Origin of the sequence: Nocardioides sp., assembly GCF_014360585.1 — a bacterium.
Lineage (GTDB): Bacteria > Actinomycetota > Actinomycetes > Propionibacteriales > Nocardioidaceae > Nocardioides.
Map to the genome: position 1 here is coordinate 1 of NZ_JACIXG010000120.1, position 13,262 is coordinate 13,262.

Genomic DNA, 13,262 nt, shown 5'->3' on the forward strand with positions numbered 1-13,262 from the left:
GCGACGTTGTATCAGCCAGCCGGCCGCGTACTCCTTGGGGCTGTCCGGGCCGAGGTTCGGGGGAAACTCGGTTCGGGCGCTGGCGCCGCCGCCTTGGGGGAGGCAGGCGGTTTCGGGGCCGCAGCGTGGGTTGGGCACTAGGGGGATGCCCAACCCACGTGCGCGTCGGGGGGTCTCGACAAGCTCGACCACCGGAGAGCCGTGGCGACGATCTCGACAGGCTCGGCCACCGGAGAGCCGGGGGTGTGGGCCGAGCGGGGCGGTGAGGGGATGACTACCCCGCCCGGCAACTCTCAATTGTCCCGCTCCGGCACCGCGACGGCAATGGTTCAGACGGGCGGGGTCTCGACAGGCTCGGGTCTCGACAAGCTCGACCACCGGCGGTCGGTTCTAGACGGGACGGTCCAGGCGGCCCAGTCGGTGGCCGAGGGCCGGGGTGACCCGGTCGACCCAGGTGGCGGTGATGTGGGAGTCGTCGTAGTAGGTGACCACGTCGCCGACCACGAGAGGGCAGCGCTCGGAGCAGACCAGGTCGACGATGTCGACGTACGTCGCCTCGGTGTCCGCGAGCGCCTCCTGGGTCACCTCGTTGGAGTCGACCTCGGTGCCGTCGGCGTTCACGACGCAGTCCTCGAGGAGGTTGCGGGCGTCGGAGAGGCACTCGCCCGGGTCGCTCTCGACGGCGGGGACATCGGCGAAGACGCGTACGTCCGGGGTGATCTTCTCGAAGGACTCGACCCCGTCGCGTACGCCCTCACGCCACTGCTCCTCGGTCGAGATGCCGTCGCGCTCCTCCATGTCGAGCATCCCGCGGGCGCCGACGACGATCGTGTCCGGGTCGAGGTCGGCGATCTGCTCGTGGGTCCACTCCCGGAAGTCCTCGCACTCCTCGGCGGTCATCTTCGAGGACTTCTGCTTCACCCCGTACGCAGCGCAACCGAGCTTCACGAACGGGACCAGCTTCACGTGCTGGCGCTCGGCGAGGGTGTCGAGCGCCGGCAGCCACATCCCGATGTGGGAGTCGCCGACGACGGCGACGGTGCGCTCGGCCTTGCCGTCGCCGTAGACGCAGTCTCCGTCGAGCCTGGAGTCGCCGTGGCCGGCGTAGCAGTAACCGCCGCGCTCGGCCCACGAGTCGCTGGCGTCGAACTTCGCCTCCGGTGGCAGCGGGGCACCGTCCTCAGCGGCCTTGATCGTCTTCTTCAGAACGCCGGTGACGGGCTTGTGGTCGGTCTCGAGGACGTCGGGGTTCTCGGCGAACCACTCTTCGGCGTTCGCCTTGGCGACGTTGACCTGATAGCCGGCGTACGCCTGGGAGCTCGTGCCCGCGACCAGGGCGAGGGCAGCGGCGGCGGGCCAGAGGGCGAGCGCGCGGCGGCCCTTGGTGAGATGCGGGATCTTGTGACGCTGGAAGGGCATCTCGATCCAGTGGTAGCTCGCCGCGGAGGCGGCCAGGATGAGCGCCAGCATGATCAGCAGCTGGCGGACGCCGCCGCCGGGGATCACCGCGGGAGCGAGGATCAGGATCGGCCAGTGCCACAGGTAGAGGCTGAACGAGATGTCACCCAGGTAGCGCAGCGGCTGCTTGGAGAGCAGCCAGCCGGTCGGGGTGGCGGGGCCGGCGACCAGGAGCGCGACCGTGGCGAGCACCGGCACCAGGGCGTGCCACCCCGGGAAGTGGGTCGCCTCGCTGAAGCTGGCGGTGGCGTAGACGAGGCCGCCGACGCCGCCGATGCCGAGGCCTGCGGCGGCGAGGCGGCCGGTCCGGGTCGCGCTGGTCGCGACCTGAAGACGTCCGGCGAGGCAGGCGAGCAGGGCGCCGGCGGCGAGCTCGAACGCGCGTGCCGGGGTGGAGAAGTAGGCCGTGGTCGGGTCGGCGGCGGTGACATGGAGCGACCAGCCCAGGCTGACCACGGCCACGAGCGCGGCGAGCGCGGTGATCGCGCGGCGACGGTGGTGCTTCGGGATCCAGAGCGCGACGGCGAGCACGAGCAGCGGCCAGACGACGTAGAACTGCTCCTCGACCGAGAGCGACCAGTAGTGCTGGAACGGCGAGGGGGCGGCGTTGTTGAAGTAGTCGACGGCTTCGCCGGCGAAGTGCACGTTGGCCAGGAAGACGGCCGCCCAGCCGGCGTCGCCCGCGATCTGGTCGGTGCGGGTCTGGGGCAGGACGATCGCGCTGTAGGTGAGGACGACCAGCATCGTCGCGGTCGCCGCCGGCAGGATCCGGCGGGCGCGGCGGGCGTAGAACTGGCTGATGCTGACCGTGCCGCTGCGGTCGGTCTCACGCAGCAGCAGGGTGGTGATCAGGAACCCGGAGAGGACGAAGAAGACGTCTACTCCGACGAACCCACCCTCGAACCCGGAGAGCCCCGCGTGTCCTGCGATCACCAGACCGACAGCGACGGCACGGAGACCCTGAACATCGGCGCGCCAGTTCGAACTCATTCGAAGAAGACTATGTCAATGGCCCAGTTGGGTCATAGTCGACAGTCCCGCTGGGTGGTCCTTCTCGCCGACTTTTCAGGGGCTTCTCAGTGGTGACTCATCCTGGACGAGGTCAGAGCCGTTCGCGAAGCCAGGCGAAGTCGCTCGCGTGCTCCTCAGCGCCACCGGGGGTCTCGCAGATGACCGGGGCGTCGGCGTCGCGGACGACCTTGGCCAGCAGGTCGGGGTCGATCTTCCCGGCGCCGAAGTTGGTGTGACGGTCCGCGCCGGAGTCGAACTCGTCGCGGGAGTCGTTGCAGTGGACCAGGTCGATGCGGCCCGTGATCTTGCGGACGTCCTCGACCACGGTCTCGAGCGGGTTGCCGCCGGCGTGTGCGTGGCAGGTGTCGAGACAGAAGCCGACGTTCTCTGCGCCTTCGGCGGTGGAGATGGCTTCCCAGACGCCGGCGATCCGGTCGAGGTAGCGCGCCATCGCGTTGTCGCCGCCGGCGGTGTTCTCGATCAGGAGCGGGACCTTGATGTCGGTCGCCTCGATCGCCTTGCGCCAGTTGTCGAAGCCCTTCGCCGGGTCGTCTTCCTTGCCGACGTGGCCGCCGTGGACGATCAGGCCCTTGGCGCCGACCTCGGCGGCGGTGTCCATGTGCTGCTGGAGGAGCTTGCGGCTCGGGATGCGGATCCGGTTGTTCGTCGTGGCGACGTTGATGATGTAGGGCGCGTGGACGTAGAGATCGACTCCGGCCTCCTCCGCGCGGGACTTGAGAGCCGCCGCGCCGTCGGCGTACGTCACCACCGGGCCCTTGTAGGACTGTGGGTCGCCCAGGAAGAACTGCACCAGGCTCGCGCCGCGGGCGGTCGCCTCGGCGACGGGGTCGGTCTGGTTCACGTGGGCACCGATCGCAACAGCCATGGCCTCAGTCTAGGACGCCGCACCGACGGTCCCCGGTGGGCGAGCGGTCCCCGGTGGTCGAGCTTGTCGAGACCTTGACTTCATACCTTACGGGGGTATGGTAGACCGCATGGACGAGCACACCGGTCACGAAGACCACGACGAGCACGCGGATCACGGCTACCTCCACAACAAGAACAAGGAGGCGTATCTCAAGCGCCTCAAGCGCATCGAAGGACAGGTGCGCGGTCTGCAGCGGATGGTCGAGGACGAGGCCTACTGCATCGACATCCTCACCCAGGTCTCCGCCTCGACGAAGGCGCTCCAGGCGGTCGCTCTCGGGCTGCTCGACGAGCACCTCGGCCACTGCGTCGCCGGTGCGGTCCAGAACGGTGGCGCGGAGGCCGACGAGAAGCTCTCCGAGGCCTCTGCTGCGATCGCTCGCCTCGTCCGGTCCTGACTGTCAACAATCCTACGAATCCAGGAGAACCTCATGAGCACCCAGAACTTCACCGTCGTCGGCATGACCTGCGGCCACTGCGCCTCCTCCGTCACCGAGGAGGTCACCGAGATCGTCGGCGTGAGCAACGTCGACGTCGACCTGGCCTCGGGCAACGTCACCGTCACCTCCTCCGAGCCGATCTCCGACGACGCCATCCGCGCAGCCGTCGAAGAGGCCGGCTACTCCCTGGCCTGATCGCGATGACCCCCACCGCCGCAACGCCCACCGCCGCAACGCCCACCGAGCAGCAGGTCGAGATCGAGGGAATGACCTGCGCGAGCTGCGTGCGCCGAGTCACCAAGGCCATCAGCCGCGTCGAAGGTGTCGAGGACGCCAACGTCAACCTCGCCACCGAGACCGCGCTGGTCCACTTCGATCCTGCCCGCACCGACCTCGCCGAGATCAGCGCCGCCATCGAGAAGGCGGGCTACCAGGCCGTCCTGAGATCGTCGACTGTCGACAATCCGCAGGCGCCCAAGATCGACGAGGACGATCGGGACGTACGCCGCGAGGCAGAGCTCGTCCAGCTCAAGCGGCGGTGGGTCACGGCCCTGACGGTGGGCCTCGGCCTGATGGCCTTGATGTACGTTCCGCTGCCGGTCAACGCCATGGAGCCGGTGATGTCCATCGTGCTCGTGATCGCCGCGGTCACCCAGTGGTGGGCGGGCCGAGACATCTACCTCGCGGCGACGCGGGGCCTGCGGCACGGCACCGTCGACATGAACACCCTGGTCACGCTCGGCACCGGCATCGCCTTCGCCTACAGCGCCTCCGTGACCTTGTGGATGGGCCAGGCCGAGGCGTGGGGTCTGCCGCTCCACCTCTACTTCGAGACCGCCCTGGTCATCATCGCGCTGGTGCTGATGGGCCGCTGGCTGGAAGCACGGGCCAAGTCGCGTACGGCCGACGCCGTCAAGGCCCTCGTCGGCCTCATGCCGGAGGCGGCCACGGTCGTCCGCAACGGCCGTGATGTCACGGTCCCGGTGGCGGACCTGCAGGTCGACGACCGGATCCGCGTACGCGCCGGGGAGAAGATCCCGGTCGACGGCCGCGTCGTCGCCGGAACGTCCTACGTCGACGAGTCCATGCTCACCGGCGAGAGCGACCCGGTGCGCAAGGCCGAGGGCGACATCGTCATCGGCGCGACGATCAACCAGACCGGGTCGTTCGAGTTCGAGGCGACCGCGGTCGGCTCCGAGACCACGCTGGCGCAGATCATCGCGATGGTCGAGTCGGCTCAGGGCTCCGGGACCAAGCTGCAGCGCCTGGCCGACCGGGTCTCGGCGGTGTTCGTGCCCATCGTCCTGGTCGTGGCCGCGCTGACCTTCGTCGGCTGGCTGCTCTTCGGTCCCGGCGCCGAGAGCCTCACCAGCGCCGTCTCCGCGGCCATCGCGGTCCTCATCATCGCCTGCCCCTGCGCCCTGGGCCTGGCCACGCCGGCCGCAGTCATGGTCGGCGCCGGCCGCGCGGCCGAGCTCGGCGTACTCGTCGGGTCGGGCGAGACCCTCGAGCGCGCCCGCTCCGTCACCGCCATCGTCTTCGACAAGACCGGCACGATCACCCACGGCAAGCCCGAGGTCTCCGAGATCGTTCCCGCGTCCGGCTGGACCCCGGACGCCCTCGTCCGGATCGCAGCCGCTGCCGAGACCGGCAGCGACCACCCCCTGGCCACCGCCCTCCGATCCTTTGCCGAGAAGTCACCCGCGTCGGCCGAGACGTCACGTACGTCGGCCGAAGAGTCGCTTGGGTCGGCCGAAAGGTCATCGGATGACGTCTCGGCCGACGCGCCTGACGTCTCGGCGTTCGAGGCACACCCGGGCCGCGGGATCAGCGCGGTCGTGGACGGCCGCCGGGTCGTGATCGGCAACTCGGCGATGCTGGCCGAGGAGGGCATCGACGCCGCTGACAACGGCTCGATCCTGGTCGCGGTCGACGGGGCGTACGCCGGTTCGATCCGGGTCGAGGACCAGGTCCGTGACGAGGCCAAGGAGACGGTCCGCCTGCTCGAGGACTCCGGCGTCGAGGTGCACATCCTCAGCGGCGACGCGGCCGCGACGGTGGCGAAGGTGGCCGACGAGGTCGGAGTACGTCACGCCGCCGGCGGTCTCCTGCCCGAGCAGAAGCTCGCCCGGATCCAGCAGCTCCAGGAGGACGGCAAGGTCGTCGCGATGGTCGGCGACGGGATCAACGACGCCCCGGCGCTGGCGCAGGCCGACGTCGGGATCGCAATCGGCACCGGCACCGACGTGGCGTTGGCCGCCTCCGACATCACGCTGGTCGGTGGCGACCTCCGTGGTGTGGTTACCGCGCTGGCGCTCTCCCGCCGCACGGTCGCCACGATCAAGCAGGGACTGTTCTGGGCGTTCGCCTACAACGTCCTCCTCATCCCCGTCGCCGCGCTCGCCCTCCTCGACCCGGTCCTCGCCGGCGCCGCGATGGCGATGAGCTCGGTCAGCGTGGTCACCAACGCGCTGCGGCTGCGCGGCTTCAAGCGTCCCGAGACCCCCGAGGCGTACGCCGGTCGTGGCTTCCGAAGGAAGGCCCGTGACGGTGGGTATCTGGTCGTCACCGCCGTCGTCGCGGTCGCGATCGGCGGCGCGCTGACCTACGTGTCGCGCAGCGAGCCGGCCCAGCGGGGGATGAACGGCATCCTGGAGTGGGCGCAGGGGATGAGCCCGATGCGGCCGTCGATGACGGAGATGCACGAGGTCGACGTGACCCCTGTCGCCTCCGAAGAGTCGGGCATCGATGTCGCGATCACGCGGCGTGAAGGCGGGCTCCGGTTCCTCGTCACCGACGCCGAGACGGGGGAGCCGGTGACCGACCTCGGCCGCACTCACCAGGCGTGGATGCACGTCATCGTGACCAGCCAGGACCTCTCCTGGTTCCGCCACCTGCACGCCGAGCCGACCGGTCGCCCGGGCGAGCTCGAGACCGACGTGACCTTCCCCGCCGGAGGCACCTACCGCGTCGACACCGAGTTCCGCCGACGTGCCGACATCGCCGACGTCCTCGACCGGCAGCAGGTCACGATCGAAGGTACGCAGCCCCCGGCCGTCCCGCTCGAGGCCGGCCCGAGATCGTCGACTGTCGACAATCTGACAGTCACGCTCGAAGGCTCGGTGGTCGCCGACCAGGAGAACGATCTCCACTTCAGGTTCGAGGACCGCAGCGGCAAGATCGTCGACGATCTACAGCCCTATCTCGGCGCAGCCGGCCACGTCGTGGTCATGAGCGCGGACGGCAAGACCTTCGTGCACGGTCACGCAGAAGGCAGCGAACTGGCGGTCCCCGGGACGTCCTTCGGGCCGGAGCTCGGGCTGCACCTGGACGTACCCAAGGCCGGTCTCTACCGTCTGTGGGCCCAGTTCCGGCTCGCCGACGGCGAGGTGATCACGGTGCCGTTCACCGTCGAGGCCGTGGACTCGGCCGAGACTGCGGATTCGGGTGAGGAAGGCGCCGGTTGATACGCTGACGCGTCCCCCTTCACAGATGGAGACGGGACATCGCATCAGCCCTCCTGCCATGGAGAGACCATGGCCGCCGAGTCCGTAGGAGGTGGAGAACGCTATGCGCGCCTATGAAGTAATGGTGATCCTCGAGCCCAGCCTCGATGAGCGCACCGTCGCCCCGACCCTTGACAAGTTCCTGAAGGTCGTCACCACTGATGGTGGCACCGTCGAGAACGTTGACGTCTGGGGACGCCGTCGTCTGGCCTATGAGGTCAACAAGAACGCCGAGGGCATCTACGCCGTCGTCAACCTGACCGCCGAGCCCAAGACCGTTCTGGAGCTCGACCGCCAGTTTGGCCTCAACGAGCAGATCCTCCGTACGAAGGTCATCCGTCCGTCCAAGTGACGCGGATGTCACCGTCGGGAATTGTCGGTGCCGGGCCCTATCTTTGGGCCCTAGGACAGTTCACATGAATCAGCGCTCCTGACCGACACCGACAACCAGATCAGACTCAAGGGAGATCTCATGGCAGGCGACACCGTCATCACCGTGATCGGCAACCTCACCGACGACCCGGAGCTTCGCTTCACACCGTCGGGTGCAGCCGTTGCCAACTTCACGATTGCTTCGACACCCAGCAGCTTCAACCGGACGACCAACGCGTGGGAGGACGGGGAGACCCTCTTCCTGCGCTGCTCGATCTGGCGCCAGGCCGCTGAGAACGTCGCCGAGTCCCTGCAGCGCGGCATGCGTGTCGTCGCTCAGGGGCGCCTGAAGTCGAGGTCCTACGAGACGCGCGAGGGCGAGAAGCGCACTGTCTTCGAGCTCGAGTGCGACGAGATCGGTCCGTCGCTCCGCTACGCGACCGCCAAGGTCACCAAGGCCAGCCGCCAGTCCGGCGGCCAGGGTGGTGGCCAGGGCGGTGGCGGTTACAACCAGGGCGGCGGTGGCTACAACCAGGGTGGCGGCTACGGCGGTCCCCAGGGTGGTGGCCAGCAGCAGGCTCCGGCCGGCGGCAACGACCCGTGGGCCTCGCCGGCTCCGCAGCAGCCCGCCAACGCGGGCGGCGGCGCACCGGCCAACGACCCGTGGGCAGCCCCGGGCGTGGGCAACGACGAGCCTCCCTTCTGATTCACCGAGATCCACACACATTCAAGTCCGAATCCCTCAACCATTCCGGCGCTTGCCGGGCTTCTAGAAAGGAAGCACCACAATGGCCAAGGCAGTGATTCGCAAGCCTAAGAAGAAGGTTTGCCAGTTCTGCAAGGAGAAGGCGACCGGCGTCGACTACAAGGACGCCACCCTGCTCCGTAAGTTCATCTCCGACCGCGGCAAGATCCGTGCGCGTCGCGTGACCGGCAACTGCGTCCAGCACCAGCGCGACGTGGCCATCGCCGTCAAGAACGCGCGCGAGGTTGCTCTGCTGCCCTACACCTCCACCGGTCGCTGAGGAGGATCGACATGGCTACCAAGATCATCCTTCAGCAGGAGGTCACCGGGCTCGGTTCCGCCGGTGACGTCGTCGAGGTCAAGGACGGCTACGCCCGCAACTACCTGATCCCGCGTGGCGACGCCATTCGCTGGTCCCGCGGCGCAGAGTCGCAGGCCGAGTCGATCAAGGCTGCGCGCTCGGCTCGCTCCGTGCGCGACGAGGCTCACGCCGCCGAGATCAAGAACAAGCTCGAGTCCACCACGGTCAACGTGAAGGTCCGCTCCGGCAAGGACGGCCGCCTCTACGGTGCCGTCACCGCCGCCGACATCGCCGCCGCGGTCAACGAGACCACCGGCGAGTCGATCGACAAGCGCACCATCGCGCTGGGCAACCCGATCAAGGGCCTCGGTGCTCACGAGGTCTCCGTCAAGCTCCACGACGAGGTGTCCGCCAAGGTGGCCCTCAACGTGGTCCCCGCTTGATCTAGGGATTCCGCAAGGCCCGCCTCCTTCGGGAGGCGGGCCTTGTTCGTTTTCGCCGAGGCGTCAGGTACGTCGGCCGAGGCGTCACTCAGGTCGTCCGACTGGGCACCTGATTGCCATCTCGACCGACGCGAGTGACGTCTCGAGATGAGCGCCTCGCGGCGCGCGTCGATGTAGGTCTTCAAGGTGCTCTTCGGGTCGGTTGCCATGGGATGACCTTGGCGCGCGGCCTGGCTGCGCACAAGTGAGTTTTATATGGGACAGTTTACCCAGAAACCTTCCCGAAACATGACCTGGGTCAATAGCCTGTTCCACTGCGGATCACCGGGGGTTCGCTGGAGGCCCGTCGGGAGGTCACCTTTCATGCTGGATGACACCAACAGAGCTGCGCTGGACCCGCTCGAGAAGGTAAAGCCGCACTCGAGGTGGGTTCTAGGCGAGACGCTCGAGGTCATGCTGCACAACGGCATCGACCGTCCGGCCGACGTGGCAGCCAGGATGCAGTTGCCGCCGTCGACGGTCGCCTACCGCGTACGTCGTCTGCGTGAGATCTTCGGAGAGGAGCTGCACGATCCCGGGCCCAGGCTCGCGATGATGCGTGCGCTGCGCTCAGCGCTGCCGCGGTGGCGAGCGGAGGCGGCGTACGTCAAGAAGCGCCGGTCCGCGGCTAACCGGGACACATGTTGTTGATATGAACGAAGTAGTGTGGGTCCCTGGCCCGGACCGGCCCGAAGCCACCGAGTCGCTCCTAGCGTGTTCGTCGGCCGAGATACCTCGGCCGACCCCACCACCAGAGGAGCGTGTCATGTCAAACATGTCCAAGCTGGCCAGATTCACCGTCGTCCCCGTCGCAGCCGTTGCCGCGATCGGGCTCGCCTCACCAGCAGCATTCGCAGCCTCCAGCTACAACCTCAGCGCCGGATCGGCGGCCGCCGGATCGACTGTCGCCTTCGGTGCGCAGGGCACCGGGATCGTCTTCAACGACGAGACGGCAGGAACCTCGGTCACCTGCACCGGGAGCTCGATCACGGGTTCCGCGGTCGCCGGTGAGGGTCTCAGCGGCACCGGGATCGCGACCCTCGACGGCGCCGGCGTCTCGTTCACCGACTGCACCGGTCCGGCGGGTATCGAGTTCACGATCACCGGATCGGGCACCTGGTCGCTCGACGCCACCGGCGACACCGATGCGAACGGCTCCACCGCGGGCACGATCAGCGGGATCTCGGCCTCGGCAAGCGGGTCCGGCTGCTCGTTCGACGCCACCGGCTCCGTCGCGGGCGCGTACGCCAACGGCGACTCGTCAGGCACGCTCACCCTTCCGGGCAGCGAGCCCACCCTGACGCTGTCCAACGTCTCGGGCTTCATGTGCGCGACGGCAGGGATCGCGAACGGTGACCAGGTCTCCTTCGCGGCGACGTACGTGGTCACCGCGAACGACGCGGCCAACAACCCGATCCAGGTCACCAGCAACCCGTGACCCATCCGGCTGGTCACCGGCGGGTTCAGACGCCGGTGACCAGCCACCGGTCGGACCGGGCCCGGAGCGTCAGCACCACGAACCGGGCTCCCATGAACCCGACCGCGAACGAGATCCACACCCACACCAGCCCGCCACCGAGTACGACGACCAGCGCGACGAGCGGGACGTAGGCAACCAGAGTCCAGACTCCGCCCCAGGCCAGGTAGCGACCGTCGCCGGCGCCGATGAGCACCCCGTCGAGCACGAAGACGACGCCAGCGATCGGTTGCGCGATCGCCGCCGCGAGCAGCACCGGCACCAGCAGGTCCCGCACCGCCTGGTCCCCGGTGAAGAGCGCGCCGAGGAACGGCGAGACAGAGGCCAGGAGTACGCCGGTCCCGACCCCGATCACGACGCCCCACCACACCATCCGGGCCGTGATGGCCCGAGTCTCGTCGGCGTCTCCAGCCCCCAGCGACCGACCCGTCAGCGCCTGCGCGGCGATCGCGATCGCATCGAGCACGAACGCCAGGAACGTCCACAGCGTGAAGGCGATCTGGTGGGTCGCCAGCCCGACGGCCTGGTCGCCGACGGCGAGATGGGTGACGGCGTACGTCGTGACCAGGAGCGCCAGGCGCAGCGTCAGCGTACGCACCACGAGGGCGACGCCTGCCCGCGCGGAAGCCCTGATCCCGGGCAGGTCCGGGCGCATCGGCGCTCCCTCCTTGCGGGCGGCCCGCACCACGACATAGGTCAGCATGGCGGCGGCCAGCACCTGCGCGATCACCGATCCGATCGCCGAACCGGCGATCCCGAGGCCCGCTCCGTAGACGAGAGCGACGTTGAGCACGATGTTGAGTACGTTGGCGATGACCGCCGCGACCAGCGGAGTGCGGGTGTCCTGCAGTCCGCGGAGCACGCCGGTGGCCGCGAGCATCATCAGCAGCGGTGTCACACCGAGGACTGCGATCCGGAGGTAGGTCGTCGCCGGACCGACCACCTCGTCGCCCGCGCCGACCGCGCGACAGAGCGGCTCGGCCAGCACCATCACCGGCACGGTGACGACGACGCCGATGATGACGGCGAGCCAGATCCCGTCGATCCCCTGCCGGAGCGCGCCGGCGGTGTCCCCGGCGCCGATGCGGCGGGCGACCGATGCCGTGGTGCCGTACGCGAGGAAGACACAGAGTCCGACGATCGTCTGGAGCACGACGCCCGCGACACCGAGGCCGGCGAGCTCGCTGGTGCCGAGGTGACCCACGATCGCGGAGTCGGACAGCAGGAAGAGCGGCTCTGCCACGAGGGCCAGGAAGGCGGGGATCGCGAGCCGCCAGATCTCCTTGTCGAGGGCTCGGCGGTCGGACATCGGGTCGGTCTTCGCATCCGCCGGGGTCGTCACGGCGTCAAGGTTAAACACCGTCCGGCCGGAGCGCTTTCCAGGGCAGGTGGAAAACCTGTGGAAAACGTCCTCGCAGCGCTATGTCGACAAAACGCCCGTATCGATACGACGATGCCGGGCGCGAACGCGGATGGGTGGCGTACTTTCTTTTGTCCACAGCCGTGGGACAATGAAATAGCAGGTCAGAGGTGCCTTGCAGATGATTTCGTACTAGTTATGCACAGGCGGTTCCCCAGGCTGTTCACATTGACCAGCGCCTCGTCCACCGCTATCCCCTAGTTATCCCCAGGGCCTGTGGATAACTAGCTGTCGCCGATGTGGTGAGCGACGTAGGGTCACGGAGACTTGAGGTGTCGTCGAACAGTCGGCCGATGGCTGCGCGAGCAGCACTGTCGGTGCTCACCCGTACCGTGGGCCGGGATCGATCGAGATCACGCCGCGACGATCCGCAGACCAAGGAGGGCATGGGAATGAGCGTCACCGAGACCGGCTCGATGGGCGGTTCGGGCGACTTCCCGGAGCCGCCGTTCGAGGAGTGGGGCGACGGCCCCGCGGCGTACGAGCCGGGCAACGCCCCGCGCGCGGTCAACGACCGCACGCCGCCGCAGGACATGGCCGCCGAGCAGGCCGTCCTCGGGTCGATGCTGATCTCGAAGGACGCCATCGCCGACGTCTCCGAGACGCTGCGCGGCACCGACTTCTACCGGCCGACGCACGAGACCATCTACGACGCGATCATCGACCTCTACGGTCGCGGCGAGCCCGCCGACATGGTCACGGTCGCCGACGAGCTGCGCCGGAAGGCCGAGCTCGACCGCATCGGTGGTGCCCCCTACCTGCACACGCTCGCCTCCAACGTCCCGATCGCGGCCAACGCGGGCTACTACGGCGAGATCGTCCGCGAGAAGTCCGTCCTTCGCCGCCTGGTCGAGGCCGGCACCAAGATCGTTCAGATCGGCTACGCCGGCGAGGGCGAGGTCGACAACATCGTCGACGAGGCCCAGGCCGAGGTCTTCAAGCTCACTGACAAGCGCTCCGGTGAGGACTACTCCCCGCTCGCCGACATCATGGACGGCGTCCTCGACGAGATCGAGGCGATCTCCAACCGCGAGGCCGGCCTCTACGGCGTGCCCACCGGCTTCGCCGACTTCGACGAGCTCACCAACGGCTTCCACGGCGGCCAGATGATCATCGTCGCGGC

The 13,262-nt window shown here is 68.4% G+C and carries 13 protein-coding genes; 10 read left to right on the plus strand and 3 right to left on the minus strand.

All coding sequences use genetic code 11. The features are described from left to right. Nucleotides 1-390 precede the first annotated feature (390 nt). Together H5T77_RS24295 and H5T77_RS24300 are read right to left on the minus strand one after the other, a co-directional pair. Complete coding sequence (locus H5T77_RS24295; protein ID WP_292653184.1) at nucleotides 391-2,448, minus strand: acyltransferase family protein; 2,058 nt, start codon at nucleotides 2,446-2,448, stop codon at nucleotides 391-393. Nucleotides 2,449-2,560: 112 nt separating this feature from the next. Next, nucleotides 2,561-3,355: a deoxyribonuclease IV gene (locus tag H5T77_RS24300; RefSeq protein WP_292653185.1), complete on the minus strand. Its 795-nt coding sequence runs from the start codon at nucleotides 3,353-3,355 to the stop codon at nucleotides 2,561-2,563. A gap of 109 nt (nucleotides 3,356-3,464) precedes the next feature. On the opposite strand from H5T77_RS24300, the gene H5T77_RS24305 reads away from it, so the two are divergent. The 9 genes from H5T77_RS24305 (at nucleotide 3,465) to H5T77_RS24345 (ending at nucleotide 10,680) form a co-directional block, all read left to right on the plus strand. Next, complete coding sequence (locus H5T77_RS24305; RefSeq protein ID WP_292653186.1) at nucleotides 3,465-3,794, plus strand: metal-sensitive transcriptional regulator; 330 nt, start codon at nucleotides 3,465-3,467, stop codon at nucleotides 3,792-3,794. 33 nt (nucleotides 3,795-3,827) lie between these two features. Beyond that, nucleotides 3,828-4,031 carry a heavy-metal-associated domain-containing protein gene (locus tag H5T77_RS24310; RefSeq protein WP_292653187.1) on the plus strand — a complete coding sequence of 68 codons (204 nt, stop codon included), beginning with the start codon at nucleotides 3,828-3,830 and terminating at the stop codon, nucleotides 4,029-4,031. Nucleotides 4,032-4,036: 5 nt separating this feature from the next. Beyond that, nucleotides 4,037-7,303, plus strand: coding sequence for a heavy metal translocating P-type ATPase (locus tag H5T77_RS24315; protein WP_292653188.1), 3,267 nt, complete (start codon nucleotides 4,037-4,039; stop codon nucleotides 7,301-7,303). A 103-nt stretch (nucleotides 7,304-7,406) separates the two neighbouring features. Then, nucleotides 7,407-7,694, plus strand: coding sequence for a 30S ribosomal protein S6 (gene rpsF, locus H5T77_RS24320; protein ID WP_179660396.1), 288 nt, complete (start codon nucleotides 7,407-7,409; stop codon nucleotides 7,692-7,694). Between the two features lie 120 nt (nucleotides 7,695-7,814). Next, nucleotides 7,815-8,420 carry a single-stranded DNA-binding protein gene (locus tag H5T77_RS24325; RefSeq protein ID WP_292653189.1) on the plus strand — a complete coding sequence of 202 codons (606 nt, stop codon included), beginning with the start codon at nucleotides 7,815-7,817 and terminating at the stop codon, nucleotides 8,418-8,420. Between the two features lie 82 nt (nucleotides 8,421-8,502). Continuing rightward, nucleotides 8,503-8,739, plus strand: a complete 237-nt coding sequence (rpsR, locus tag H5T77_RS24330) for a 30S ribosomal protein S18 (RefSeq protein ID WP_008355445.1) — start codon at nucleotides 8,503-8,505, stop codon at nucleotides 8,737-8,739. Nucleotides 8,740-8,750: 11 nt separating this feature from the next. Further along, on the plus strand, nucleotides 8,751-9,203 hold the full coding sequence (rplI, locus tag H5T77_RS24335) for a 50S ribosomal protein L9 (RefSeq protein WP_292653190.1): 453 nt from the start codon (nucleotides 8,751-8,753) through the stop codon (nucleotides 9,201-9,203). A gap of 363 nt (nucleotides 9,204-9,566) precedes the next feature. Further along, complete coding sequence (locus H5T77_RS24340; RefSeq protein ID WP_292653191.1) at nucleotides 9,567-9,893, plus strand: helix-turn-helix domain-containing protein; 327 nt, start codon at nucleotides 9,567-9,569, stop codon at nucleotides 9,891-9,893. A 115-nt stretch (nucleotides 9,894-10,008) separates the two neighbouring features. After that, entirely contained in the window at nucleotides 10,009-10,680 is a 672-nt protein-coding gene (locus tag H5T77_RS24345; protein WP_292653192.1) for a hypothetical protein, read from the plus strand. A 25-nt stretch (nucleotides 10,681-10,705) separates the two neighbouring features. Here the strand turns inward: H5T77_RS24345 and H5T77_RS24350 are convergent, their stop codons facing one another. Further along, entirely contained in the window at nucleotides 10,706-12,061 is a 1,356-nt protein-coding gene (locus H5T77_RS24350) for an MATE family efflux transporter (protein ID WP_292653193.1), read from the minus strand. A 371-nt stretch (nucleotides 12,062-12,432) separates the two neighbouring features. Between H5T77_RS24350 and H5T77_RS24355 the strand changes: the two genes are divergently transcribed. Then, nucleotides 12,433-13,262 (plus strand): DnaB-like helicase N-terminal domain-containing protein (locus H5T77_RS24355; RefSeq protein WP_472850370.1); only part of this gene is annotated, 830 nt, incomplete at its 3' end.